Here is a 25474-nt window from a genome sequence, read left to right as displayed (position 1 = left end):
GGGGTTAAGCTCCCGGCGCCGCGAACGGATCGGGCGCCTGGTTGATGAGGGCTTCCAGCATGGCGGCCAGGCCGCGCAGCGGCACGCCCAGCCAGGCCGGGCGATTGGCCGCTTCGTAGGCGATTTCGTAAACCGCTTTCTCCAGCGTGAAAAGCGACAGTGCGGCGCTGGCACCGTTGTCGAACTGCCACTGATGGCCGATCTGCTGAGCGGCTTCGCGGTAGGCGAGCAGGAAGGCCTGGGTAACGCGCTGACGGTATCCCTCGATCACGCCGCGGCTGATCTTCTCGCGATCCTGCGCCACGTCGGCCTGCCAGGCGCGATCAAGCGCCATCGCCGAGGCGTAGTCGAAGGAGCGCACCACACCGGCAACGTCACGCAGCGGCGTGGTTTTCTCGCGACGTTCGGCCAGCGGCCGGGCCGGTTCGCCCTCGAAGTCGATGATCCAGGCATCGTCGTGAGAAACCAGTACCTGGCCGAGGTGAAGATCGCCGTGGGTACGGGTGCAGAGGCTGCCGACAGACTGCGCGGCCAGTTCGTCGACCGCGGCCATCAGCCGCTCGCGGCGCGACAGCAGCCAGTGGATGAGCTGCTGCTCCTCTTCGCCAAATCCCGTCAGGTGGTGCTCGGCAATGGCCAGCGCACGCTGCACCTGCTCCTTCACCCGCTGCGCCCAGTCGGCGCAGCGCGCCGCGTCAGCCACCTCGGGGGCGAAATCCGGGTCGTCGTCGTGCTGCGCCAGCAGCGCATGCATCTGCCCCAGCCGCAGCCCCAGTGCAGCGGCGAAACGGCTCAGGTCGGCAAGCGCCGTCAACTGCTCCTCGACGCCGGTATGATTGGCTTCGCTGGCATCGTGGATGGCACGCTCAAGATTATTGAGCGTCCAGCTCCAGGCATCCCCCTGGTTGTCGATATAGCCCTGCACGACCATCAGCACGTGCGCTACACCGTCGTTGTCGCGGCGGGTCACCTCCCCCAGCAGTGGCGCCATATGGGTAAAACCGCGCTCGGTGAGATAGCGCCCCACCTCCGCCTCGGGGTGGATACCGCCTTCGACGCGACGCAGCAGCTTGATCATCACTTGATCGCCGATAATCAACGAGCTGTTGGACTGCTCGGCATGCAGGTGGCGCACCTCGGCATCGTCGGCCAGCGCGAGGGCCGCCAGCTGCGAGGTGGGTGTGAACTCGAGGGTGCCGGGCGCAGAGGTTTCGCCGCTCGTCTCGACCAGGTTATCCGCCAGCGAGCGGCTGACACCCTCGCGCAGCGCCGCGACAATCGCACGGGCGAACTCGGGCAGCGCGAAGGCATCGGTCAGCAGATCCACCTCACGTCCCAGCCTTACCCGCGCCATCGCCAGCTGCTGGCTCAGCAGCGGGCTGTCGACCTCGTCGACCAGTCCCAGCGGCAGGGCGTAGCACTCACAGGGCGTGGCATCGGCATAGTGCACCGCCACCTCGCCCAGCAGCATCGGCACGTCGGCGGCGCTGTCCGCCGTGCCGCGGCGGTCAAAGCGCACCGCCCAGAGCAGCGACACCCTGTCGATGAGGCTGCCCTTGGCGGCGAACCAGCGCTGACGCGGCAGGTACTGGGGCAGAATATCGCGCTCCAGAGTGCGGCGCGGGCTGCCGCGCCCCACTTCGTCGAGATGGCGCTTGATCACCAGCGTCAAAAGGTCCGGCATGATGTGCCGCGGCGCTTCGTGCCAGACCGGCATGCTCGCCTCGGGGGCCAGCATGAACCAGTAGAAGCCGTAGGGCGGCAGGGTCAGCAGGTAGTTGAGCTGACCGACGGGCGGAAAGCTGCTGCCGCCGATCATCTCTACCGGTACCCGCCCTTCCCAGGCGCTCAGGTCCAGCTCCACCGCCTGGGCGGTGCGCGATACGTTGGCAACGCAGAGAATGCTCTCCTGGCTGCCGTCGTCGCGGGTCAGTTCGCGCACGTAGGCCAGAATGCGGCGGTTGGCGGGATACAGAAAACGCAACGCGCCGCGGCCGAACGCCTGCTGGCGTCCCCGCACCGCCAGCATGCGGCGCATCCAGTTGAGCAGCGAGTGACTGTCGCGGCTCTGCGCCTCGACGTTGACGGTCTGAAAACCGTAGAGCGGGTCCATCACCGGCGGCAGCACCATGCTGGCCGGGTCGGCGCGCGAGAAACCGCCGTTGCGGTCCATCGACCACTGCATGGGGGTACGCACGCCGTCGCGATCGCCGAGATGGATGTTGTCCCCCATACCGATCTCGTCGCCGTAGTAGATCGTCGGCGTTCCCGGCATCGACAGCAGCAGGCTGTTGAGCAGTTCGATACGGCGTCGGTCGCGCTCCAGCAGCGGCGCCAGCCGGCGACGAATACCGAGATTGATACGCGCGCGGCGATCGGCGGCGTAGTGGTTCCACAGGTAATCGCGCTCGCGATCGGTGACCATCTCCAGCGTCAGCTCGTCGTGGTTGCGCAGAAAGATCGCCCACTGGCAGCCCTCGGGGATATCCGGGGTCTGGCGCAGAATATCGGTGATCGGGAAGCGGTCCTCCTGCGCCACCGCCATGTACATGCGCGGCATCAGCGGGAAATGGAACGCCATGTGACACTCGTCGCCGTCGCCGAAGTAGGGGCGCGTATCCTCCGGCCACTGGTTGGCCTCGGCGAGCAGCATGCGGTCGGGATAGTGCTCGTCGATCACCGCGCGGATACGCTTGAGCACCTCGTGGGTCTCGGGCAGATTCTCGTTGTTGGTGCCGTCGCGTTCGACCAGGTAGGGGATGGCATCGAGGCGCAGGCCGTCGACGCCCATCGACAGCCAGTAGTGCATCACCTTCATCACCTCGTCGAATACGACGGGGTTGTCGAAGTTGAGATCGGGCTGATGGGAGTAAAAGCGGTGCCAGAAGTACTGGCCGGCGACCGGATCCCATGTCCAGTTGGAGGACTCGGTGTCGAGAAAGATAATGCGGGTGCCGCTGTAGTACTCGTCGCTGTCGGACCAGACGTAGAACGCGCGTTCGGGCGAGCCTTTGGGGGCGCGACGGGCGCGCTGAAACCAGGGGTGCTGGTCGGAGGTATGGTTGATGACCAGCTCGGTAATCACCCTCAGTCCGCGCGCGTGGGCCGCCTCGATGAACTGCTGGGCCTGTTCGAGGGTGCCGTAGTCGGGGCTGACCGCGCAGTATTCGGAGATATCGTAGCCGTCGTCGCGGCGCGGCGAGGGGTAGAACGGCAGCAGCCAGATGGTGTTGACGCCCAGCCCGGCAATGTAGTCGAGGCTGGCGATCAGGCCCTCGAAATCGCCGATACCGTCGTTGTTGGCATCGAAAAAGGATTTGACGTGCACCTGGTAGATGACAGCGTCCCTGTACCAGTGCGGATCATCGATAAAGGCGGGGCGGGCGTCATCCGCACTTTGCCAGGTGGTACCGGTGGTTTCCCTGACGTTCATGGTCACTCCCCTTCGTAATCGCTTTGCCCATAGGGCAACGATGTGAACGCCACCCCGCTACAGGCCGCCGGGGTGGCGGCTGCCCTGTTTAACCCAGCGGCGTGAGTCGCCAGATGCCGAACGGCATCTGCGGCGTCAGGTGCGTCGACTGCCACTTGCCGTGCCACACCCAGCGATGGCCGTTCATCAGATCCTCGCCCTGCATGGCGGCGTCATCCTCCAGCCCGAAGCGCCACAGCGGCAGTTCGAAGTTGCCGCCCTGGTCGTGAAAAGGGTCAAGACTGATCGCCACCAGCACCACGTTGTCCATCTCCGGCGTCGACTTCTCAAAATAGATAATGCGATCGTTATCAATGTAGTGGAAACGGATGCCGAGATGGCTCTGCAGCGCCGGGTTGCGCCGGCGCATCCAGTTGAGCCGGGCGATCTCGGCGCTGATATTGCCGGGCGCATGGTAGTCACGCGGCCTGAGCTGATACTTCTCGGCGTCGAGATACTCCTCCCTGCCCGGTATCGCGGCGGCCTCGCACAGCTCGAAGCCCGAATACATACCCCACAGCCCCGAGCCCATGGTGGCCAGCGCGGCCCGGATCAAAAACCCGGGGCGCCCCGAGCTCTGCAGGAAGGTGGGGTTGATATCCGGCGTGTTGACGAAAAAGTTGGGCCGAAAACATTCGCGCAGGGGCGACGCGTTGAGCTGGGTCAGGTACTCGGTCAGCTCCGCTTTGGTGTTGCGCCAGGTGAAATAGGTGTAGCTCATATTGAAGCCGATCTTGCCCAGCCGCGCCATGATCGCCGGGCGGGTGAAGGCCTCGGCGAAGAAGATCACGTCCGGATCGCGGCTGCGAATATCGTCGATCAGCCACTCCCAGAACGGGAAGGGCTTGGTATGGGGATTATCGACGCGAAATATTTTCACCCCCTCATCCACCCAGTGCTGCACCACATCGCGCAGCGTCAGCCACAGCTCGGGAATGGCCGCCTCGGTGTAGAAGTCGAGGTTGACGATATCCTCGTACTTCTTGGGCGGGTTCTCGGCGTAGCGAATGGTGCCGTCGGGGCGCCAGTCGAACCAGCCGGGATGCGCGTCGAGCCAGGGGTGATCCGGCGAACACTGGATGGCGAAGTCGAGGGCGATCTCGAGGCCGTGCTCGGCCGCCGCCGCGACCAGCGCGCGAAAATCCTCGCGGCTGCCGAGCTGCGGGTGAATGCTGTCATGGCCGCCGTGCTCGTTGCCGATCGCGTAGGGGCTGCCGGGGTCGTCGGGGCCGGGCGTCAGAGTATTGTTGCGACCCTTGCGGTGCGTGTGACCGATGGGATGAATGGGCGGGAAATAGAGCACGTCGAAGCCCATATCGCGAATCATCGGCAGACGCTTTTGCACATCGGCGAAAGTGCCGTGGCGGCTCTCGTCCTGGCTTTCGGAACGCGGAAAGAGCTCGTACCAGCTGGCGAAATGGGCGCGCTCGCGCTCTACTTCCAGCGGCATCGCCCGGCTGCGGCTCAAATGGGGCCGCTCGTCGCAGCGCTGCATCAGCGCCAGCGTCTCCCGCGACAGCAGCAGCGCGACCCGCTCGGCGTCGCCAGCGGCATCATCGAGACGCGCCAGACAGGCCTCGAGCGCGGTAACATCGGCGCTGCTGCCACTGCCGGCGGCCAGTTCCAGCGCGCGCTCGAGATGCGCCCTGCCCTCGCGCAACTCCAGCGCGATCGGCACGCCGGCGGCGTGTTTCTTGCTCAGCTCGTAGTGGAAGGTCGCGTAGCGGTCCCACCAGCTCTCGATGACAAAATCGTGGGGCCCCGCACGACCTGGCGTAAAGCTCGCCTCCCAGAGATCGTTACCCAGCGGTCGCACCAGCGACATGGCGATGCAGTGCCATGCCGAGTCGCCGCGACGTCGCCAGTGGACGGCACAGGCCAGCACGTCATGACCGTCGGCGACGATCACCGCACTGACGTTGACGGCTCTGCCGACATCCGCCCTGGCGGCGAAACGCCCGCTGTCCACCGCCGGCTGGATATCCTCGATGGCAATGCGTGGCGCCAGCGCCGCGCGGTGGGCACGCTCACTGTCTGAAAGGGTGCCGCCCTTGCGGCCGTCATCGGCGCGGGATGGCGGATATTGCTCCATCGACATCGCGGCTCGCTCCTTGCTTGATGGGCGAGACGGCAGCAGGCGCCATGCCTGCTCATGCCGTCGCGCCGGACCCCTGAATGCCGGCGGCTGTGGCCGGCAACCCGTGGCGGATCAGAAACGACAGGCGTCGCTGTCGTCGCGTACCAGCTCCAGCAGTACCAGCGAACGTCCGATCAACTCGAAGTGCGTATCGAATTCGAAATGTCCGCCCTCCTTGCGCGACGGCTCTGCCGTATCGAGCCGGAAAACCCAGTGCTTGCCGCAGGAGACAGCAGGCAGGCGCCAGTCGATCGGCTCATGATGAGCGTTGATCAGCATCAGCAGCGTGCTGTGCGAACCGGCGCGACGGATACCGGTGGGCTGGGCACGACCGTCGAGCAGCACACCGATGGCGCGCGATGCCGGATCCTCCCAGTAGCCCACTTCCATCTCCTCACCCTCCGGGGTAATCCAGCTGACGTCGCGTACCCCCAGCTCATCGTTCCACTCACCGGTAAGAAAGCGGGAACGGTGGAGCATCGGGTAGCGTCGCCGCAGGGTAATCAGATGGCGTGTGAAATCGAGCAGCGAGTCACCTTCCTCGGAAAGATCCCAGTTGACCCAGCCGATCTCGCTGTCCTGGCAGTAGGCGTTGTTGTTGCCCCCCTGGGTACGGCCGAATTCGTCGCCGGCCAGGATCATCGGCGTGCCCTGGGCAAACAGCAGCGTGGCCAGCATGTTGCGCATCTGTCGCAGGCGCAGGTCGCGAATCTGCCGGTCGTCGGTTTCGCCTTCCACGCCGTGGTTCCAGGCGTGGTTATTGTCGTGACCGTCGTTGTTGTCCTCGCCGTTGGCCTCGTTGTGCTTGTCGTTGTAGGTCACCAGATCGCGCAGGGTGAAGCCGTCATGAGCGGTGACGAAATTGACCGAGGCGTACGGCTTGCGGCCGCGATGATTAAAAAGGTCCGCCGAACCGGTCAGACGGGTAGCGAACTCGGCCAGCTGGCCCTCGTCGCCCTTCCAGAAAGCGCGCACGTTATCGCGGAACCTGTCGTTCCACTCCGCCCAGCCGGGAGGAAAGCCACCTACCTGATAGCCGCCGGGGCCGCAGTCCCAGGGCTCGGCGATCAGCTTGCACTGCGACAGAACCGGGTCCTGACGGCAGGAGTCGAGGAAGCCGCCACCCTCGTCGAAGCCGTGCGGCTCGCGCCCCAGAATGGTCGCCAGGTCGAAGCGGAAACCGTCGACGCGCATCTCGTCGGCCCAGTAGCGCAGCGAGTCGGTGACCATCTGCAGCACGCGCGGATGGGAAAGGTTGAGAGTGTTACCGGTACCGGTGTCGTTGATGTAGTAGCGCTTCTCCTCCGGCATCAGACGGTAGTAGTTGGCGTTGTCGATGCCCTTCCAGGAGAGCGTCGGCCCCATCTCGTTGCCTTCGGCGGTGTGGTTGTAGACCACATCGAGAATCACCTCGATACCCGCGGCGTGGCAGCCGGCCACCATCTGCTTGAACTCGCTGATGGTTTCGGTCGCCATGTAATTGGGGTGCGGCGCAAAAAAGGAGAGCGTGTTGTAGCCCCAGTAGTTGTGCAGCCCTTTCTCCTGCAGGTGGCGATCGTCGGCGAAGGCGTGGATCGGCATCAGCTCCAGCGAGCTGATGCCCAGATGACGCAGGTAGTCGAGCATCGCCGGATCGCCGATGCCGGAAAAGGTGCCGCGACGCGACTCGTGTACGGCGGGATTTTGCATGGTCAGACCGCGCACATGGGCCTCATAGACCACTGTGCGGTCCCAGGGCACATGAATCTCCCGCGAGCGTCCCCAGGTGAAGGCGGGGTCGATGACCCGGCATTTGGGAATGAAGGGCGCGCTGTCGCGTTCGTCGAAGCTCAGGTCGCCGTCTTCGTGGCCGATGGTGTAGCCGTAGAGGGCGTCATCCCACTGCAACTCGCCCACCAGCTGGCAGGCGCAGGGGTCGATCAGCAGCTTGTTGGGATTGAAGCGGTGACCGTTTTCGGGGTCGTAGGGGCCGTGCACGCGATAGCCGTAAAGCTGACCCGGTCGCGCATCCGGCAGGTAGCCGTGCCACACCTCATCGGTGAACTCCGGCAGCTCGATACGCTCGAGCTCCTCGCTACCGTCATCGCTGAAAAGGCACAGCTCCACTTTGGTGGCATTGGCCGAAAAAAGCGCGAAGTTGACCCCGAGACCGTCCCAGCTGGAACCCAGCGGATAGGGCAGCCCCTCGCGCACGCGGCTGCGATGGGTATTGCCGGCGTCATCTCTGACCCGTGGTTCGCTCTCGCCCGCGACAATACCGGGGGAGGGGGCGCCGGGATGAATCGGTGTACTCGACATGGTCTACTCCGTGATGAAACCGCTGATGTTGTCTTCCCTGAATACCATTGTACAAAGCGTGCTCCGAAACCGGACCTCGCCCGCCCGGAGCAGGCTTTCGGCATGCGGGGGTGGGCAGCTTTTCCCCTGCAAGGCCGTTCAATACCGACCCGGATGCCGCGTCACCAGGCTAGGGTGCCGCGCCGTCGTCACCGGAGGTCTTGTCGCTACGCTTGCGGCGCCGGGTAGCGGCCCCCTTGACGTCGCTTGCGGCGGCTTTCCTGCCGCCCGAAGATTTGCGTTTGGTGGTGCCTTTCGGCGCAGCGGCCGGCGCGGCCGGGCTGTCCGCTGCGCCCTCCTCGGCGGTCGTTACAGCGGCCGGCGGCGATGTCGGTACCGCAGGCGCCGAATCTGCCGCAGGGCGCGGTCGACGCGCCGCTCGCGGCGCCGGCACCTCCTGGGGAAGATCGGTAATGCGCTCGGCGGCCACCAGCCGGCAGGCCAGATGCCAGTGGCGCTCCGCTTCACCGTCGGGGCAGTCCTCGGCCTCCCAGATACGGTAGGCGAGCAGTCGAGTCCGTAGCTGATCATCAGCCATGGCGCACTCCTCCTGGTTGTCGTTGGAAGGGTCGAATACATCGACCGCTGTCGCGTCGCCGACTATCCGACAAGGGCTCGAGCAACAGCGGTATCCACATCTCACTATTTACGACAATGGCGGCTCAAGCGCTATCCAGCGCCGCCGTATCGGCATCAAAATCGTTTACGCCGGCCTGACGTGCCTCGGCCTGAACGCTGACCGTGGTGTCGTCGCCGTGGCGCACCAGCACCGCCAGCGGCAGAGTGGCGAACAGCGCGCTCAGCGGCCACTGCGCCCCTTCGACCGCTTCGCCACCCATCAGCGAGCGCCAGCCATCCTCGGCGGGGGCCTGAATCCGGGTGTTGCCCCAGCGCTGCGGCGTGATCGCCAGCGTCCCGCTGTCACTCAGGGCCACTACATGGCGCGGCATAATGACAGCAACAGACTGCTCTCCCAGGCTGCGGCTGAAGGCGACCACCCTGCTGGCCCACTCCCCCTCGACCACCAGCGGCTGGTAGTCGCCCTCCAGAAAGAGCGACGGCAGGCGCCGGCGCAGATCGAGCACGGCGTTGATCAACGCCTGCTTGACCCGGCCGTCGCGCCAGTCGCCGACCAGCGCCGGCCAGTCGACGACACTCTCCTGCTGAGCGCGGCGGGCGGCGAAATCCACCGGCCGACGATTGTCGGGGTCGACCAGCGAGAAGTCCCAGCGCTCGGTACCCTGATAGCAGTCCGGCACGCCCGGCGCGGTCATCCGCGCCAGCGCCTGCACCAGGCCATTTACCGCACCCGGGCCGGCCAGCCGCTCGACCAGGGCGTGAATGTCGCGGCGCAGGCTTTCCCCTTCCGGTGCGGTCAAAAGCGCCATGGTGAAGTGGCGGCACTGCGCCTCGTGCCGCTCGTCGGGGAACAGCCAGTGAGAGCTGAGCTTGGCCTCGCGCAGCGCCTTCTGCTGCCAGTCCGCCACCCTCTCGGCGAACGTCGACAACCCGGCGCTGTCCTGCGGTGAGAGCGCCAGCGGCCAGGCGCCGATGACGATCTGGTAGAGCATCATCTCCTCGCCGGGCGTAGGGCCGGTGGCATCGCTGCCATCGCGCAGTACGGGTGAGCGCGTCATCCAGTGACGCACCCGTTCGGCGTAGGTGTCGCCCAGCTCGGAGAGCGCCGCCAGCCGCGCCCGCACATCCTCGCCGCGCTTGTGGTCGTGGGTGGCGGTGGTCAGCATGGCGTGGGGGAAGTGACGCGCCTGCCGGGCGTTATAGCGATGAAAGGCCTCTACCGGCGCCGCGAAATGGGCGCCGTCGAAGCCCACGTCGTTGCGCGAGATCAGCACCGCGCTGCGATAGCCGGCGGTATCCTCTACGGCCTTGGCGGCCAGCGGCGAGGTGAACTGGGCAAAACGCACCATGGCGGTCAGCCGATGCGAGCGCTGCGGCTCGTCGAACGTCTCTGGCGCCCTTCCCCCCAGCCAGTCGTCCAGCGCTTCGAGAGCGACATGGTCGGGCGGGTCGAGGTGGGCGCGCGCCGCTTTCAGCGCGTGGGCGAAAAAGAGCCTGTCCCGCGCCGGGCGTCCCTTTTCGTCGGCGTAGGAGCGATAGACCGGAAACTGTATCGCCAGCTCGCGGGTCGCGCGTCGAATCATGCCGGGCGTGATGTCGCGGGTCGCGCGGTCAGCGCGGGCCACTGCAACGAAGGCCCGCACCGCGCGGTCGAACTCGGTGGCCAGCGCCGTCTCGATCATTTCACGCCGCGCCTTCGCCACCTCCTCTTCGAAAGTGGCCTCACGCTCCGACATGGCGTGCCACAGCGCGCTCAGGGCGGGTTCACCGCCGGCGTCGTGCTGCAGCTTCGAAATGGCGTTCATGAACTCATAGCCGGTGGTGCCGGTAACGCCCCAGTCCTCGGGCAGCGACTCATTGCCCTCGAGAATTTTCTCCACGTAGATCGGCAGCGGGTGGCGCGGCACGCCACCCGGGCGGCGCGCCGCGGCCTCGTCGACCCGCTGGCGCAGCAGGCGACAGTAGGCGGCCGGGTCGGCGAGACCGTCGACGTGATCAAGGCGCACGCCGTCCACCAGGCCGCGCTCGATCAGCTCCAGCAGATAGACATGCGTCTGGGCGAACACCGCCGGATCCTCGACGCGAATGCCGCCCAGTTCGGTGATATCGAAAAAGCGCCGCCAGTTGAGGCAGTCGTGAGCGGTGCGCCAGAAGGCCAGCCGATAGTGCTGGCGCTCCAGCAGCGCATGCAGCCGCTCGCATCCCGCCTCGCTGTCGCCGCTGTAGGCACCCAGCAGCGCCTCGATGCGTGCTTTACCCTCGGCGCTGCGGGCGAATTCGGCCAGCGCCAGACCGGCGCGCTCGGCGCCCGCCTCCAGCGACAGCGCCTGTTCGATCTGCTCGAACGGCGCCGCCATCTCCCCTATCCCGGCTTCCAGCAGCATCAGCGCCTGGCAGCGCGGGTCGATGGGGAAACGGTGCTCGAAGTAGTCAATGTGGAAAAGGCCGCTGGAGGCATCAAAGGCCAGCTGCATATCGCCGCTGGCCAGTGCCTCGCCGTAGGGGGTGCCGAGAAAGGGCACCAGCAGGCGCTCCTGCAGGTCCGGGTTGCCGCCACCGTCCCACTCGACATCGAACATATCGGCGAAACGGCTCTCCCGTCCCCAGCGCAGTACATCGAGCCAGTAGGGGTTGTCGCGACCGCCCACGGCCAAATGATTGGGCACGAAGTCGACGATCAGCCCCATGTCATGCGCCCGCAGCTGGGCCACCAGCCGCTCCAGCGCCGCCTCGTCGCCGATTTCGGGATTGAGCCGGGTCGGGTCGATGCCGTCGTAACCGTGGGTCGAACCGCTGCGCGCCGCCCAGATGGGCGAGGCGTAGAGATGGGTAACGCCAAGAGCGGCGAAGTAGTCGACCAGCGCAGTGGCAGCGTCGAGACCGAAGTCGGGATGAAACTGCAGCCGCATCATCGAAAGCGGCGTGTCGACGCCGGTTAATGCCCGGGGTGCGCTGATGGCGAGATCACTCATGGCCGACTCCTTCGAGCCCGGCCCGTGCCGAGCGTGCCTGTCTGAAGACCGCGATGCGCGAGGCGATCTCGCCGTCGCGGTAGAACTGTTCGACCGCCAGCGGCAGTCGCCGCCGCCAGTTGGGGTGCTCATCCAGGGTGCCGGGCAGGTTGGGCTGCTCCTCGAGGCCCAGCAGGTCCTCCAGTGGCAGCAGCGCCAGCGGCGTTGGCGTGGCACCGATATGACGTATCGCCGCCGTCAGCCACTGCAGGGTATCGGCGCTGTCGTCGACTCCCAGGGTGACCGCCAGCTGCTGGCGCTCGACCTGCCGCTGGCGGCGCTGGCCGGCGGCGCTTTCGCCCTCGCCCAGCATGTCGAGCTCGATACGCCAGTCGAGATCACGCCCGCGCAGCCAGCCGGCCAGGCTGGGCAGGTCGTGAGTGGTGGTCATCGCCACCGCACGCTCGGGATAGTCAGCGGCGGCGCTGAATCCCTGGTCATCGCGCTCGAACCACATCACCCCCATACCGGCGATACCGGCACGTGCCAGGCGCTGGCGGAAAGCGGCTTCGACAGTGCCCAGGTCCTCACCGATGATTACCGCCCGGTGGCGCCACGACTCCAGCGCCACCAGCCGCAGCAGGTCCTCTTCGGGAAAACGCACATAGGCGCCCTCGGTGGGTGTGCCGCCTGCGGGAATCAGCCACAGCCGCGACAGCCCCATGATGTGGTCGATACGCAGACCGCCGGCGCCGCGCAGACAGGCGCGCAGGGTGGCGATAAAGCCTTCGAAACCACACGCCACCAGCCCCTGAGGCGAAAAGCCGGTGACGCCCCACTCCTGACCGCGAGCGTTGAAGGCATCAGGAGGCGCGCCGATGCGCAATGCGCCGAGCATCTGCCGCGGCCGACTCCACACCTCGGAACCCTGTGGATCAACGCCCACCGCGATGTCGGCGATCAGCCCTACCCGCATACCGGCGGCGCGGGCACGGCTCTGGGCGCGCTCCAGCTCGTGGCTGATCTGCCACTGGGCCCAGGCGTGACGCGCCACACGCTGTGCGTGGCTGCGGGCGAATTCGGTTACCGCCGGATCGTCGACCCGGCGCAGCGCCGCCGGCCAGTCGTCCAGCGCGCCGTACACCTCACTGATCGCCTCGAAGCGGCAGTGGTGCTCGAGCGTTTCGCCGCGCTGGCGGCGGAAAGCTTCGAAATCGGCCAGCTGCTGACCGTCGAGCGCCGCGAAGGCGCGATCGAGCGCCACACGCCGCTCCTCGGCCACCGCCACCGGGTCGATCAGCTCGCCCGTGGCGGCCTCACCGGAGGTCGCCGGCAGGCTGACGTAGAGCGGATTGAGCGCCAGACGGGTGGCCGGCGAATAGGGCGAGTAGCGCTGCGGCTGATGGGCAAAGAGGGCATGCAGCGGGCTGATCGCCAGCGCATCGATACCCTCCAGCGCGCTGGCCTCGGCAAGCCGCGCCAGCGCCTCGATATCGCCCATGCCGTGTTCGTCGTCCATGCGGCGCAGGCCATAAAGCTGGGCCACCAGCCCGGCCATGGGCATCGCCGCGCCGCCGGCCAGATCGCTGAAGCTCACGCATCGGCCCGGCGCGACAGCCAGCGTCAGGGCGATGTCGCCGATCTCGAAACGGTAGTAGCCGGGGCGCGACGGTGCGCTCAGGGCGCCACGCTCGCCGAGCACGCCCTCGCTGGCACGGCCCTGGTCATCGGTCAGCCGCCAGCGGGTGCCGGGCGTCAGCGCAGAAGGCAGCTCGACGGTGGCGTCGATTTCGGCGGTGATCAGCGGCGGCCACTGCCGGGGGCCTTCAGGGTGCGCCAGGCGTTCGAGCCGAGCGCGGCTGTCGGCTATCTCGGCGTCGCTGTCGGCGGGGTAACCCAGACCTGCCAGCACCCGGCGCAGGGTCGATGCCTCAAGGCGCTGTGCCTGCCGGTCGTTGTCTTGCCAATCGATCATGATACCGGCCAGCTCGGCCAGCGCGATCAATTCGGCGTTCATAGGTGACTGCTCAGCCATACCCGCACCGCTCCCGGCACCAGCACATCGGCGTTATCCGACTCCCCCAGCTCATAGAGGCGCTGCCCGTCCGGCACCTCGATCGCTACGCCCTGCCTGCCGAAATTGACGCCGATCGCCAGTACCGTGCCATCCCCCATGCGCCAGTGTGCCAGTACCGCCCCTTCACCCAGCGGTACCGCTCCCATGGCCGCTGTGCCCGGCAGGCGCGGGATGATCTCGGCGTGACGCAGATCGAGCAGGGTCATGTAGCGGGCGTTCCACATCGCCGCCTCGGGATCGTCCTCAAGGTGGGCACGCGGCACCGAGCGCTCGAAGGTAGACGCCGCATTGGGGTCGGGAATGGCGTCACGCGAGGCTTCGTCACTGAAGGCAGCAAAGTCGGCGAATTCGCCACGACGCCCCTCGCGCACCGCCTCGGCCAGCTCGTCGCGATGATCAGTAAAGAACAGAAAGGGACGCTTCTCGCCCCACTCCTCGCCCATGAACAGCATCGGCACAGTGGGGCACAGCAGCAGTAGCGCAGTGGCCGCTTCCAGCCGCTCGTCATCGATCAGGGTAATCAGGCGGTCGCCCATGGGGCGGTTGCCGACCTGATCATGGTTCTGCAGAAAGTTGATGAAGGCCGTCGTCGGCAGGTGGCCGCTGGGCTCGCCGCGGCGCTGGCCGCGCCGGTCGGGCTGGCCCTGAAAGATGAAACCGGCGAGCAGCGAGCTGGCCAGCTTGTCGGTGGTGTGTTTGCTGTAGTCGGCGTAGTAGCCTTCGCTCTCGCCGGTCAGCAGGGCGTGCATGACGTTGTGGAAGTCGTCGTTCCACTGGGCGCGGTAGTGCGTCTGCAGCAGCGAGGCGCTGTTGCGCTCGTTCTCCAGCATCAGATGCACATGGCGGTCCGGCGCGGTACTGCGGCGCAGGGTATCGCTCATCTCGCGAAGAAAGTCATCGTTGTTGATGGCATGTACGGCATCGAAGCGCAGGCCGTCGAAGCGGTACTCGAGCAGCCACATCAGGGCGTTGTCGATGAAAAAATCGCGCACTTCGCGGCGCTCGAAGTCGATCTCGTCGCCCCAGGGGGTACGCTCACCGGTAAAGAAGTCCGCGGCGTAGTGCGGCAGATAGTTGCCGTCCGGGCCGAAGTGGTTATAGACCACGTCGAGAAAGACCATCATGCCCAGCCCGTGGGCCCGGTCGATCAGCGCCTTGAGCGCTTCCGGCGCACCATAGGAGGCCTCTACGGCATAGGGCAGCACGCCGTCATAGCCCCAGTTACGCGCGCCGGGAAACTCGTTGAGCGGCATCAGCTCGATGGCGGTGATGCCCAGCGCCGACCACTCCGCCAACCGCTCGGCGAGGGCTTCGAAGCCGCCGGCAACGCCGACGTGCACTTCGAGGATCACGCACTCGTGCCAGGGGCGGCCGCGCCAGTGGGCGTTCTGCCAACGATAGGCGGCGGGATCGACCACCAGGCTGGGGCCGTCGACATCGCCATATTGGGCGCGCGCGGCGGGATCGGGGACCGACAGCTCGTCGTCGATGCGGTAGCGATAGCGGGTACCGGGAGTGCACGCCACTTCGAGGCTGTAGACACCGCTGTCATCGCGCTGCATCTCGAGGCGCTCGGGGTCACTACCCGCGGTGCGCTCGATCTCGACGGCGACGTGCCCGGCGGATGGCGCCCACAGCGTGAAGCGGGTACGGTCGTCGTCGACCGCAGCGGCACCGAAACGGCAGGGGTGATGAAAATCTTCGCCATTGGCGGACGACGCGCTGGTAGCACTCATGTAGGCCAGTCTCCCTGTCGCAGGTAGAGCGTGCTCATGGGCGGCAGCGTCAGCAGCAGCGACGCCGGATGACCATGGCTCGGTTCGGGGTGGGCATGAACGGCGCTGCCGTTACCCTGATTACTACCAGCGTAGAAGATACTGTCGCTATTAAATACTTCGCGCCAGATACTTTGAACCGGCACGCCGATACGGTAGTGCTCACGCGCGATGGGCGTCAGGTTACAGACCACCAGAAGCGGCGCCTGGCCCTGCTCGGCGTAGCGCAGGAAGGCGATCACGCTGTTGTCGCTGTCGTCGGCGATCACCCATGAAAAGCCGTGGGGCTCGATGTCGTGCAGATGCAGCGCCGGATCCTCGACGTAGATGCGGTTGAGGTCGGCAATCGCCCGGCACAAACCGCGCGGGCCCGCTTCATCGAGGCGCTGCCAGTCGAGCTCGCGGTCGTGGTGCCACTCCTGCCACTGCCCCAGCTCGGCGCCCATGAACAGCAGCTTCTTGCCGGGATGGGCCCACATGAAGGCCAGGTAGGCGCGCAGTCCGGCCAGCTTGAGCCCTTCATCGCCCGGCATGCGCGACAGCAGTGTGCCCTTGCCGTGCACCACCTCGTCGTGGGAGAGCGGCAGAATATAGTGCTCGGAGAAAGCGTACTGCAGCCCGAAGGTCAGTTCGTGGTGATGCCAGCGGCGATAGAGCGGATCGCGCTTCATGTATTCGAGGGTGTCGTGCATCCACCCCATGTTCCACTTGAAGGTGAACCCCAGCCCGCCGGTCGAGGCCGGCGCGGTGACACCGGGCCAGGCCGTGGACTCCTCGGCAATAGTGATCACGCCCGGGCAGCGGCTGGCCACGGCGGCGTTGAGCTCGCGCAGAAAGTCGATCGCCTCGAAGTTTTCACGCCCGCCTTCGGCGTTGGGCAGCCAGGCATCCGGGGCGCGGCTGTAGTCGCGATAGAGCATCGAGGCGACGGCATCGACGCGCAGGCCGTCGATGTGAAACTGCTCCAGCCACTGCAGCGCACTGGCGATCAGAAAGCCCCTCACTTCCGGGCGGCCGAGGTTGTAGATCAGGGTGTTCCAGTCGGGGTGGACGCCCTCGCGGGGGTCGCCGTGCTCATACAGCGGCGTGCCGTCGAAGCGCACCAGACCGTGTTCGTCGTTGGGAAAGTGGGCCGGCACCCAGTCGAGAATCACACCGATGCCGGCGGCGTGGCAGGCATCGACAAAGCGCGCGAAGGATTCGGGCGAGCCCATCCGCGCCGTGGGCGCAAAGAGGCCGATGGGCTGATAGCCCCAGGAGCCGACAAAGGGGTGCTCGGTAATCGGCATCAGCTCGATGTGGGTAAAGCCCAGATCGGCGACCCAGGGGATCAACCGCGAGGCGAGCTCGTCCCAGCTCAGCGACGCGCCGGCCTGATCGTACTGCCAGGAAAGCACGTGCAGCTCGTAGATCGCCAGCGGCGAGCGGTGGGCATCGCTGGCCGAACGCCGTGCCAGCCAGGCGCTGTCGTTCCACTGAAAGGGCTGGCTCGAAGCGACCATCGACGCCCCGCCGGGGGTTGCCTCGAACTGACGCCCCAGCGGGTCGACCTTGCTGCGCAGCCGACCGTCGCGGTCGAGCAGTTCGAAGCGGTAGCGCTCGCCGGCGTTCAGGTGGGGCACGAACAGCGCCCAGACGCCGCTGCCCGCGTGTTTGAGCATCGGATGGCGGCGGCCGTCCCAGCCGTTGAAATCCCCTACCACCGATACCCGCTGCGCGCCGGGTGCCCAGAGGGTAAAGCGCACGCCGGCAACACCGTCGATGGTCATCGCCCGGGCACCGAAAACGCGCGCCAGCTCGTGGTGGCGACCCTCGCAGAAAAGATGCAGGTCCAGCTCACCGGGCAGTGGCGCGAAGCGATAAGGGTCTTCGGTGACCTGTTCGACACCGCCGGGCCAGACGATTTTCAACCTGTAATCGCGAGCCTCGCGCAACTCGGCGATAAAGACGCCGCCCTCGATGTATTCACCCTCGGCCAGGGACGCACCTTCGGCATCGACCAGCACGACCCGATCAGCCCCCGGCGCCATGACGCGCACCAGTGAAGCGTCGTGATAGCGGTGCGGTCCCAGCCAGGCGAAGGGGGCGTCGTGGCAGGCATCGCCGAGAGCACGCAGCGCCCTGAGTTCAGAGGCGTCGGCCACATGGCCGGTCAACATCGAAGTCATACCACCTCGCGGCGCAGTGAAGTGTGTTCGGCGTCACCGGTCATCAACTGATGATAGAGCCGCCGGTAGGGGGTGACCGACAGCCGCCATTGATAGTGAATGGCCATCGCCGCACGCCGCATGGCGTAGAACAGCTCAGTGCAGCCGAAGATGCGGAAGGCGCGGTTGATGGCGTGTTGAAAGGCCTCCTGCGACAGCTGATCGAACAGAAAACCGGTCACGCCATCTTCGATGGTATCGGCCAGACCGCCGGTGCGATGCGCGATCGGCAGCGAACCGAAGCGCTGGGCATACATCTGCGACAGGCCGCAGGGTTCGAAGCGCGACGGCATCAGCAGGAAGTCGCTGCCGGCGAAAATGCAGCGCGCTTCGCGCTCGCTGAAGCCGATATGCACGCCGATCGCGCCGGGAAAGCGCGCCTCGAGATTGCGCAGGGCGTTCTCGATGGGCGGCTCGCCGCAGCCGATCACCACCAGTTGACCGCCGGCGCGTACGATCATCTCGGCGGCGGCGATGGTGAGATCGAGCCCCTTCTGATGTACCAGCCGCGACACTACCGCGAACAGCGGGCCGTGGCTGACGGCGAGACGGAACATGCGGCGGATGTAATCGGTGTTGGCACGCTTGCCGGCCCAGTCGTTGGTCGCGAAGGCGCAGGCCAGATAGGCGTCGGTGCGCGGGTTCCAGCTGTCGTCGATGCCGTTGGCGATACCGCTGAGACGCCCCGCGGCGGCACACTCGGAAAGCAGCCCCTCGAGGCCGCAGCCGAAGGCCGGGGTGGTGATCTCGCGGGCGTAGGTGGCGCTGACCGTGGTGATATGGTCACTGTAGATCACCCCCGCCTTCATGAAGGAGAAGTTGCCGTAGAACTCGATCTCGCCGCTTTCGAAGGCGGCTTCGGGGATGCCCAGCCGGCTCATCCACTCGGGAGCGTAAAGGCCCTGGTAGGCCAGGTTGTGGATGGTATAGACACAGGGCGTATCGTCGCCCTGCCAGCGCAGATAGGCCGCCGCCAGGCCTGCCTGCCAGTCGTGAAGATGTAAAAGCGCCGGGCGCCAGCCGTCATCGTCGGCGGTCACCGCGCCACTCGCCATCTGCGCCGCCGCCAGTGACAGCCGAGCGAAGCGAATGGCGTTGTCCGGCCACTCCCGGCCATTCTCGTCAAGATAGGGGCTGCCGGGGCGCTCGAACAGCTCGGGGCACAGCAGTACGAAGACCGTCAGCCCCTCGGGCAGATCGATGCGGCCCAGTTCACAGGCCGGAATCTCGGCCAGGCCAGGCAGTTCGGCAATAACGCGAATCGGCCAGATGCTCTCGATCACCTCGCGATAGGCGGGCATCAAAAGCCGCATGTCGTAGTGGTTGAGCAGGGCTCGCGGCAGCGCCGCGGAAACGTCGCCCAGCCCCCCCACCTTGACGAAGTCGGCAAGCTCGGAGGTTACGAACAAAATGGGCTCGGCCGGCTCACTCTGGCCGGCATGAAGGCCGCTCGGGGCAATGGCACGGGAAGACGGCGGTGCGACGCCGCTCGAAGCACCGGCGTCGGGCGTCCGAATCGTGTCCACGGCTGAATGAGACATGCGCCACCTCTCTTCAAGAGGGCGCGCTGACGCCGAAAGGGTCGCGAACCAATAGAGCCGGCGGTGGCAAGGTCGTTGGGGATGTCCCGTCGGAAGCGTCGCGCTGGCCGGCCTCCTCACCGGGGGCACAGTGTCGCGTCGTTCTTCCCTGCCGCCGCTATCAGGGCTCGAAGTTGGTTGTGCATCCGGCACCACCGCAGCCTGATGATCGTTCACTATTGAATGTTGTCCGGAACGTGGCCAGCGCCTGCCCGGCTAAAGACCAGATATAGTCCTCATCGCGCCCCGGCGTCAAAGCCCATTCGATGACGCCGGAACTATTTTTGTAATTTTTTTCATCGGCCCGATTTATCTTAAGCATAGTCGCCCCTGCGACCTGCCGCATCACTAAAATCGCCGCCGCGCGACAACGGCCGTCCCTGTTCGGTTATCCGACATTGCCTCTCGCCGCCATACTCTCTTCCAGGGCAAGATAACCGCCTCCGACACAGGTAAAAGGGCGAACGATGCACGCCACTCTTTCAGCACGACACCCGCCTCGTTCAGCACGACATCCGGCTCGGGCACTCATGGCGCTCATCATGCTGCTGGTGGCCGGCGCGGCGATGGCGCATCCCCACGGCTGGGTCGACTATCGGGTGGCGGTGGTGTTCGACGACAGCTCGCGGGTGGTGGCCTTCAAACAGTACTGGTTGCTGGACCCCTTTCAGAGTCTGACCCTGACCGAGGGGCTCGGCAGCGTCGAAGGCACGACGCTGCAGCAGGGCCTCGATGCGGTGGGCCAGGAGATTGCCGCCAACCTCAATACCAACGGCAATCTGACCCATCTGTTCAGCGGCGAGCGCGAACTGAAGGTCGGTGATATCGAACACTACACCACACGGCTCGATAACGACCGGGTAGAGTTCGCCTTCGAGCTGCCTCTCGACGAACCGCTACCGCCCACCGAACCGCTGCGCTGGCAGATTTACGACCCGACCTACTACATCGAGTTTCTCCACAGTGACCGCAGCGACACCCCTGTCGTGCTGGAGAACGCTCCGGCGGGTTGCAAAAGCGAGATCATTGCGGCCGACCCCGACCCGGCGAAAGTCGCCGCCGCGGCCGCGCTGGATGCCGACGAGCAGCCCGAGGATGAAAAAATCGGCCGCTTTTTTGCCGAAACCGGAGTGATGACATGTCCCGCCCCCTGATCGTGGCCGCATTGATTGCCGTCATGGCACTGGCCGTCCTGCTGGCCATCGCTCCCCTCACGACGCTGTGGGGAAGCTTTACGGTGATGGTCTTCGACTATCAGCGCAGCCTGCACCGCGGCCTTGCCGAGGCGATGATGGCGCTGTCACGCCGCGACGCTATCAGCGACTGGCTTGACCTGATCGCGCTGAGCTTCGGCTATGGCGTCTTTCACGCCCTGGGCCCGGGACACGGCAAGGCGGTGATCGCCAGCTGGCTGCTGGCACGGCGCGCCGCCCTGACCCGCGGCATTGCCATGACGCTGGCAGCCGCCCTGCTGCAGGGGGCTGTGGCGATTGCGCTGGTCACGGTGCTGGTGCTGGGGCTGGGGTTGGTCACCCGCGAGGCAATGACGTCGACGCTGTGGGCCGAGCGCGCCAGTTTCGTGGCGGTTGTCGGCCTGGGTCTATGGCTGGTGTGGCGCTCGCTGCGCCGGCTGCAGCACGCCACTGCAAGGCAGCCACCGGCGGCAACGCCTATCTTCAGTATGGTGACGACCGCTTCTGCTGTAGCGCTGCCCCTGGCGCCGCAGCGCGCCCCGTCCACGTTGGAAAGCGCGGCGGTGTGCGCCAGCTGCGGTCGCGCCCACCACGTCGAACCCGAGTCAACCCGCGGCAGCGCTATCGAGGCACTCGGCGCGGTGCTGGCGATCGGCCTGCGGCCCTGCAGCGGCGCGGTGATGGTGCTGGGCGTAGCGGCCCTGCTGGGCTTCTGGTGGGCCGGGGTGCTGGCGGTAGCCGCCATGTCGCTGGGCACCGCGCTGTCGACATCGCTGCTGGCGCTGCTGACGGTACTGGTGCGCTCGCGCATGACACGACTGGGGCATCGCACGCCGCCACGCTGGCAACTGCTGACCGGACAGGGTGCAGCGCTGTGCGCCGGTCTTTTCATCGCCGCGCTGGGCATTACGCTGCTGCTGAATACCCATAGTGCCGACATTTCACCGCTGATGGTGCGCCCCAGCGCTTTCTGATACGGCCTGCTCAGTGGTTGCCCGGACTGATGTTGGTCGTATCGAAGGGCGTCAGCAGGCCGTCGATGGGATAAATGATGGCGTTACGGCTGCGTATCTCGCTGCCCGCTACGGGGACGTCATTGACCTGCCAGCCGCTGTCGGTACGGCTGATGCGCAGCTGTCCGTTCAGCGCCTGGGGATGGGACAGCACGCCGAGTTCGCTCTCCGGCACTGCCCCGGGCAGAATGTGATGCTCAAGCAGCTTGCGCAGCCAGGCGGTGTCATTGCCGCTCAGCAGCGCCTTGCGGCGCTGGTCCGAAAGCTGCGCAAAAGCGCGGTCGGTGGGGGCGAAAAGTGTCCAGGGGCCGCCATCCGCCAGCTCCTCGGCAAGCCCCGTCCGGCGAAGCGCCTTAAGCAGCGTGTTGAACTTCCCGGCCTCCTCGAGCGCCTGCAGCAGACTGCGCTGTTCTCCGCGCAGACGCTCGCCCGGCTGCTGCTGTCGGGACTGCTGGCCCGACTCGGAAGCGCCGGCCGAGGCGGCCGTAGCGGTAGCCATAAGGGCCGCCAGCAGTAGCGCGATTGTCACTCTTCTGATCATCGTTGCAAACTCCGCTTCATGGATCCCGATGCGGGGCGTCAGTCACCGCGCCGAAACGGCAGCATATCCGACACCCGGTGACGTAACTCGTCAACCGCCCCGCGCTCGTGGCCGAGGAACGCCTCGACCGCCTGACGAAAGCCGTCATGGGCCAGCCAGTGCAGCGAGCGGGTAACGATCGGCTCGAAGCCGCGCGCAATCTTGTGCTCTCCCTGGGTACCAGGATCGAAGTGGTTCAGGCCGGTCGCCAGGCAGTGCTCGATACCCTGGTAGTAGCAGGTTTCGAAGTGCAGACAGCTGGCCACGACTTCGCTGCCCCAGTAACGCCCATAAAGCGTAGTCGATCCCTGCAGACAGAGCGCTGCGGCAACCGGCCGCGCCGTGCCATCCAGCGCCTGGATCAGCACCAGCGCCTGCGGCATGCGCTGCCACAGCAGACGAAAGAATTCGAAGTCGAGATAGCCGCGCTGGCCGTGTTCGAGATAGGTGATCTGATAGCAGCGATAAAAGTGGTGCAGTGCCGTCTCGTCGATGTCGCGGCCCGTCAGACGACGCATGGTCAATCCCTGCTCGGCAACCAGCCGCCTTTCGCGGCGGGTCTCCTTGCGCCGCTTCGAGGTCATGGTGGCGAGAAAGCCGTCGAAGTCGCCGTAGCCGCGATCGAACCAGTGATACTGCATGCTCTGGCGCTCCAGCAGCGCGGGCCAGGCCTTGCGCCAGCGCGCCGCCTGATCGGCATCGGGGAACAGCAGATGCCAGGAGAGCAGCCCGGCAGCCTCAATATGCTCGGCCAGCGCGGTCAGCGCCGCGCCAGCGTCGATATCCTCGGCCAGCGCCAACCTTGGCCCGCTGGCCGGGGTGAAGGGAATGGCACTGAGCTGCTTGGGATAGTACTGCCCGCCGGCACGCTCCCAGGCATCGGCCCACTGCCAGTCGAAAACGTATTCACCCCAGGAGTGATCCTTGAAGTAGCGCGGCATGACACCCACCAGCCGCTGCCCCTGCCACAGGGTCAGATGCCGCGGGGTCCAGCCGCTGTGCGGCGATACCGCCCCGGAACGCTCCAGCGCGTCGAGAAACTCATGGCGCAGGAAGGGGTAGTCGGTCCCGGTCAGCGCGTTCCATTGCGCGGTCTCGATGTCGCAGACGGCATCGATATCGCGGACCTTCAGATGCATGACGCCTCTCCTTTGGCGTGGGGGCGGCAGGGTAGCCGCCACAGGATGGAGTCAGCCTTCAGGCTGCGCTATTCTGTTCGGTCAGGCAGCCATCGGTGCTGCGGCAGGTGGCGCTGGTGCCATGCCCACCTTTTCAGGTTTTCCGACAGAGACACCATCCGCTCCATGCTGCACTCGCTTCTCGATAATGACTTCTACAAATTCACCATGCAAAACGCGGTGGTGAAGCTCTTCCCGACGGCCTGGGCGCGCTACGGGTTCATCAACCGCGGCGAACACGTCTTCCCGCCGGGCTTCGGCGAGCGCCTGCGCCGCGAAGTGGATGCCATGGCGGCACTGGCGCTGAGCGCCGAGGAGCGGCGCTTTCTGGAGGTCACCTGCCCCTATCTCGACCCCACCTATCATGACTTCCTGGAGGGATTTCGTTACAAGCCCGAAGAGGTGACCATCGAGCAGCACGGCGGCTCGCTCCATGTCACCATCGAGGGACTGTGGTACCGCACCATCCTGTGGGAGGTACCGCTGATGACGCTGATCAGCCAGATCTGGTACGAGATGCACGGCGAGCCGCGCGACGACGATGAGGTGGTGGTACAGCGCACCCGCGACAAGATCGAGCACTACGGCGAACTGGGGGTGCGCATCGCCGAATTCGGCACCCGGCGGCGCCACTCCTATGCGGTACACGACCGGGTTGTGGGCGCCCTCAAACGCTACGGCGGCAGCGCTTTCAGCGGTACCAGCAACGTGCATCTGGCGCATCGTCACGGGGTCAAACCGCTGGGCACTCACGCCCACGAATGGTTCATGTTTCACGCCGCCCGCTTCGGCTTCAAGATGGCCAACACCCTGGCGCTGGAGCACTGGGTACGGGTCTATCGCGGCGATCTGGGTATCGCCTTGTCGGACACCTTCACCACGCGGGTGTTCTTCGAAAGTTTTGACAAGATGTTTGCCAAACTGTTCGACGGCATTCGCCACGACAGCGGCGATGCGATCGAATTCGCCAAGGCGACCATCGACCACTACGAGCACTACGGCATCGACCCGCGCAGCAAGACCATCATCTTTTCCGATGCCCTCGACCCGCACAAGGTGGAGAAGATCGCCCGCTTCTGCGAGGGTCGCATCGGCATGTCCTTCGGCATCGGTACCAACTTCACCAACGATGTGGGTCTTAAACCGCTCAATATGGTGGTCAAGATGACCGAAACGCGCCCGGAGGGTCAGCAGTGGCTGCCGGTGGTCAAGCTCTCCGACATCCGCGAAAAGAATACGGGCGAGGCCGATATGCTCAACCTTGCCCGCCGCATCCTGTCCCTGCCGACCTGAACGCTTGCTTGGCAAAAGGAGCCCGGAGCGCTCGTGAGCGGGCGATCTCAGCCGACGTTACTGCCGGCTACCGCTCTGCTCGGCGCCGGTGGAAAACGCTCGATTGAAGACGTTGAGCATCACCTGCCAGCTCGCCGCATCGGCGGCGGGGCTGTAGGCCAGCGGCAGATCGAACTCTCTCGCCTTCGCATCCGCGTAAGGGTTGGTGAACGCATGCATGGCGTTCGGATACTGCACCACAGTGACATCGGTATCCACTGACTCGAAGGTATCCGCCAGCGACTGCAGCGCACTCTGCTCGACCAGCGGATCCGCCAGGCCGTTCTGGATGATCACGCGGCCGTCGAAGTGCTGTGGCGCATCAACCACCTGCGAAGGGCTGCCGTGGAAACTCACCACGGCATCGAGCGGCATACCGGCCAGTGCGGCATTGAGCGCCACTGCACCGCCGAAACAGTAGCCGATAATCGCCACGCGGTCGGCGTCGACGCCCTGCACCCGGCTCGCCTCGGCGATCGCCGTTTCCAGGTTGCGCTGCGCTGCCGGCCAGTCACTCATGACCTCCCGCGAGAAACTGCCGGCGTCGTCCGGATGGGTCGCCGTTCTGCCACCGCCATACATGTCGACGGCCAGTGCCACATAGCCCAGCGCCGCCAGCTGTTCGGTACGCTGACGGATGTAGTCGGTCAGCCCCCACCACTCGTGCACTATCAATACCAGCGGGCGTTCGCCCTCCATGCGGGTATCACGTGCCAGATAGCCGCTGTGCGTTTCACCATCGACGCTATAGCTCAAAGTGCGCGTCTCCACATCGGGGCCGATGCGCCCCAGCGTTCCCTCTTCATTGCCCCAGGCACCGGTACCGGCCAGCAGCATGCCGGCCCCGAGGCAAAGGCCGAGAAAAACGTTTCTCATGGGTGCTCCCTGTCTACCTTGAATCATTGATGCCGTTACACCGAGCCGGGCTGGTTCCTTGCGGTGCAGCGAAGGTCGCTACATTCAGTATAGCGATGAACGGGTGACATGCCCGGCCGGGTCAGTGCAGACCCGCAGGCCGCTGCCGCTATAAAAACGGGCCTCGCCGCTACAGCGGCGAGGCCCG

15 protein-coding genes are annotated in these 25474 nt (G+C 65.8%); 3 read left to right on the top strand and 12 right to left on the bottom strand.

The genetic code is table 11. The annotated features are described in order from the left end of the window. Positions 1 to 4 precede the first annotated feature (4 nt). The 9 genes from treS to glgA all read right to left on the bottom strand — a co-directional run bounded on the left by treS (position 5) and on the right by glgA (position 19076). Positions 5 to 3433 carry a maltose alpha-D-glucosyltransferase gene (treS, locus tag H146_RS0107625; protein ID WP_019951286.1) on the bottom strand — a complete coding sequence of 1143 codons (3429 nt, stop codon included), beginning with the start codon at positions 3431 to 3433 and terminating at the stop codon, positions 5 to 7. An 88-nt stretch (positions 3434 to 3521) separates the two neighbouring features. Then, positions 3522 to 5570 (bottom strand): alpha-1,4-glucan--maltose-1-phosphate maltosyltransferase, encoded by a 2049-nt coding sequence (locus tag H146_RS0107620; protein ID WP_019951285.1) that lies wholly within the window; start codon positions 5568 to 5570, stop codon positions 3522 to 3524. 111 nt (positions 5571 to 5681) lie between these two features. Next, positions 5682 to 7907, bottom strand: coding sequence for a glycogen debranching protein GlgX (glgX, locus tag H146_RS0107615; RefSeq protein ID WP_019951284.1), 2226 nt, complete (start codon positions 7905 to 7907; stop codon positions 5682 to 5684). Between the two features lie 169 nt (positions 7908 to 8076). After that, entirely contained in the window at positions 8077 to 8484 is a 408-nt protein-coding gene (locus H146_RS18830; protein WP_019951283.1) for a DUF2934 domain-containing protein, read from the bottom strand. 124 nt (positions 8485 to 8608) lie between these two features. Beyond that, positions 8609 to 11497: a malto-oligosyltrehalose synthase gene (treY, locus tag H146_RS18825; RefSeq protein ID WP_019951282.1), complete on the bottom strand. Its 2889-nt coding sequence runs from the start codon at positions 11495 to 11497 to the stop codon at positions 8609 to 8611. Then, positions 11490 to 13511 carry a 4-alpha-glucanotransferase gene (gene malQ / locus H146_RS18820; protein ID WP_083920815.1) on the bottom strand — a complete coding sequence of 674 codons (2022 nt, stop codon included), beginning with the start codon at positions 13509 to 13511 and terminating at the stop codon, positions 11490 to 11492. Before malQ ends, treY begins: the two co-directional genes overlap by 8 nt. Further along, positions 13490 to 15289 carry a malto-oligosyltrehalose trehalohydrolase gene (gene treZ, locus H146_RS0107595; RefSeq protein ID WP_019951280.1) on the bottom strand — a complete coding sequence of 600 codons (1800 nt, stop codon included), beginning with the start codon at positions 15287 to 15289 and terminating at the stop codon, positions 13490 to 13492. The genes malQ and treZ overlap by 22 nt, the downstream gene beginning before the upstream one ends. Then, positions 15286 to 17496 carry a 1,4-alpha-glucan branching protein GlgB gene (gene glgB / locus H146_RS0107590; RefSeq protein WP_019951279.1) on the bottom strand — a complete coding sequence of 737 codons (2211 nt, stop codon included), beginning with the start codon at positions 17494 to 17496 and terminating at the stop codon, positions 15286 to 15288. Before glgB ends, treZ begins: the two co-directional genes overlap by 4 nt. Next, entirely contained in the window at positions 17493 to 19076 is a 1584-nt protein-coding gene (gene glgA / locus H146_RS18815; protein ID WP_019951278.1) for a glycogen synthase GlgA, read from the bottom strand. Before glgA ends, glgB begins: the two co-directional genes overlap by 4 nt. 569 nt (positions 19077 to 19645) lie before the next feature. On the opposite strand from glgA, the gene H146_RS0107580 reads away from it, so the two are divergent. Together H146_RS0107580 and H146_RS0107575 are read left to right on the top strand one after the other, a co-directional pair. Beyond that, the gene (locus tag H146_RS0107580) at positions 19646 to 20269 is read left to right on the top strand and encodes a DUF1007 family protein (RefSeq protein ID WP_019951277.1); all 624 of its coding nucleotides are present in this window, start codon (positions 19646 to 19648) and stop codon (positions 20267 to 20269) included. Further along, complete coding sequence (locus H146_RS0107575; RefSeq protein WP_019951276.1) at positions 20254 to 21282, top strand: nickel/cobalt transporter; 1029 nt, start codon at positions 20254 to 20256, stop codon at positions 21280 to 21282. The genes H146_RS0107580 and H146_RS0107575 overlap by 16 nt, the downstream gene beginning before the upstream one ends. A gap of 10 nt (positions 21283 to 21292) precedes the next feature. Here the strand turns inward: H146_RS0107575 and H146_RS0107570 are convergent, their stop codons facing one another. Then, complete coding sequence (locus H146_RS0107570; RefSeq protein WP_019951275.1) at positions 21293 to 21862, bottom strand: fasciclin domain-containing protein; 570 nt, start codon at positions 21860 to 21862, stop codon at positions 21293 to 21295. A 38-nt stretch (positions 21863 to 21900) separates the two neighbouring features. After that, on the bottom strand, positions 21901 to 23040 hold the full coding sequence (locus H146_RS0107565; RefSeq protein WP_019951274.1) for a GNAT family N-acetyltransferase: 1140 nt from the start codon (positions 23038 to 23040) through the stop codon (positions 21901 to 21903). A 165-nt stretch (positions 23041 to 23205) separates the two neighbouring features. Here H146_RS0107565 and pncB point away from each other — a divergent pair, with 165 nt between their 5' ends. Further along, the gene (gene pncB, locus H146_RS0107560; protein WP_019951273.1) at positions 23206 to 24372 is read left to right on the top strand and encodes a nicotinate phosphoribosyltransferase; all 1167 of its coding nucleotides are present in this window, start codon (positions 23206 to 23208) and stop codon (positions 24370 to 24372) included. 57 nt (positions 24373 to 24429) lie between these two features. On the opposite strand, the gene H146_RS18810 is transcribed toward pncB, so the two are convergent. Beyond that, entirely contained in the window at positions 24430 to 25287 is an 858-nt protein-coding gene (locus H146_RS18810) for a dienelactone hydrolase family protein (RefSeq protein ID WP_019951272.1), read from the bottom strand. Between the last annotated feature and the right edge of the window lie 187 nt (positions 25288 to 25474).

Source organism: Kushneria aurantia DSM 21353 (assembly GCF_000382245.1).
In the GTDB taxonomy this organism is placed as follows: Bacteria; Pseudomonadota; Gammaproteobacteria; order Pseudomonadales; family Halomonadaceae; genus Kushneria; species Kushneria aurantia.
Note: the sequence above shows the minus strand (reverse complement) of the source record. Positions and strands in the feature narration are given on the sequence as shown.

Bases quoted from the DNA above. Each gene is read 5' to 3' on its own strand.
- pncB (WP_019951273.1), top strand. From the start codon at position 23,206: ATGCTGCACTCGCTTCTCGATAATGACTTCTACAAATTCACCATGCAA.
- H146_RS0107580 (WP_019951277.1), top strand. From the start codon at position 19,646: ATGGCGCTCATCATGCTGCTGGTGGCCGGCGCGGCGATGGCGCATCCC.
- H146_RS0107620 (WP_019951285.1), bottom strand. From the start codon at position 5,570: ATGTCGATGGAGCAATATCCGCCATCCCGCGCCGATGACGGCCGCAAG.
- malQ (WP_083920815.1), bottom strand. From the start codon at position 13,511: ATGGCTGAGCAGTCACCTATGAACGCCGAATTGATCGCGCTGGCCGAG.
- H146_RS0107565 (WP_019951274.1), bottom strand. From the start codon at position 23,040: ATGCATCTGAAGGTCCGCGATATCGATGCCGTCTGCGACATCGAGACC.
- glgA (WP_019951278.1), bottom strand. From the start codon at position 19,076: ATGTCTCATTCAGCCGTGGACACGATTCGGACGCCCGACGCCGGTGCT.
- H146_RS18810 (WP_019951272.1), bottom strand. From the start codon at position 25,287: ATGAGAAACGTTTTTCTCGGCCTTTGCCTCGGGGCCGGCATGCTGCTG.
- glgB (WP_019951279.1), bottom strand. From the start codon at position 17,496: ATGACTTCGATGTTGACCGGCCATGTGGCCGACGCCTCTGAACTCAGG.
- H146_RS0107575 (WP_019951276.1), top strand. From the start codon at position 20,254: ATGTCCCGCCCCCTGATCGTGGCCGCATTGATTGCCGTCATGGCACTG.
- H146_RS18830 (WP_019951283.1), bottom strand. From the start codon at position 8,484: ATGGCTGATGATCAGCTACGGACTCGACTGCTCGCCTACCGTATCTGG.
- treY (WP_019951282.1), bottom strand. From the start codon at position 11,497: ATGAGTGATCTCGCCATCAGCGCACCCCGGGCATTAACCGGCGTCGAC.
- glgX (WP_019951284.1), bottom strand. From the start codon at position 7,907: ATGTCGAGTACACCGATTCATCCCGGCGCCCCCTCCCCCGGTATTGTC.
- treZ (WP_019951280.1), bottom strand. From the start codon at position 15,289: ATGAGTGCTACCAGCGCGTCGTCCGCCAATGGCGAAGATTTTCATCAC.
- H146_RS0107570 (WP_019951275.1), bottom strand. From the start codon at position 21,862: ATGATCAGAAGAGTGACAATCGCGCTACTGCTGGCGGCCCTTATGGCT.
- treS (WP_019951286.1), bottom strand. From the start codon at position 3,433: ATGAACGTCAGGGAAACCACCGGTACCACCTGGCAAAGTGCGGATGAC.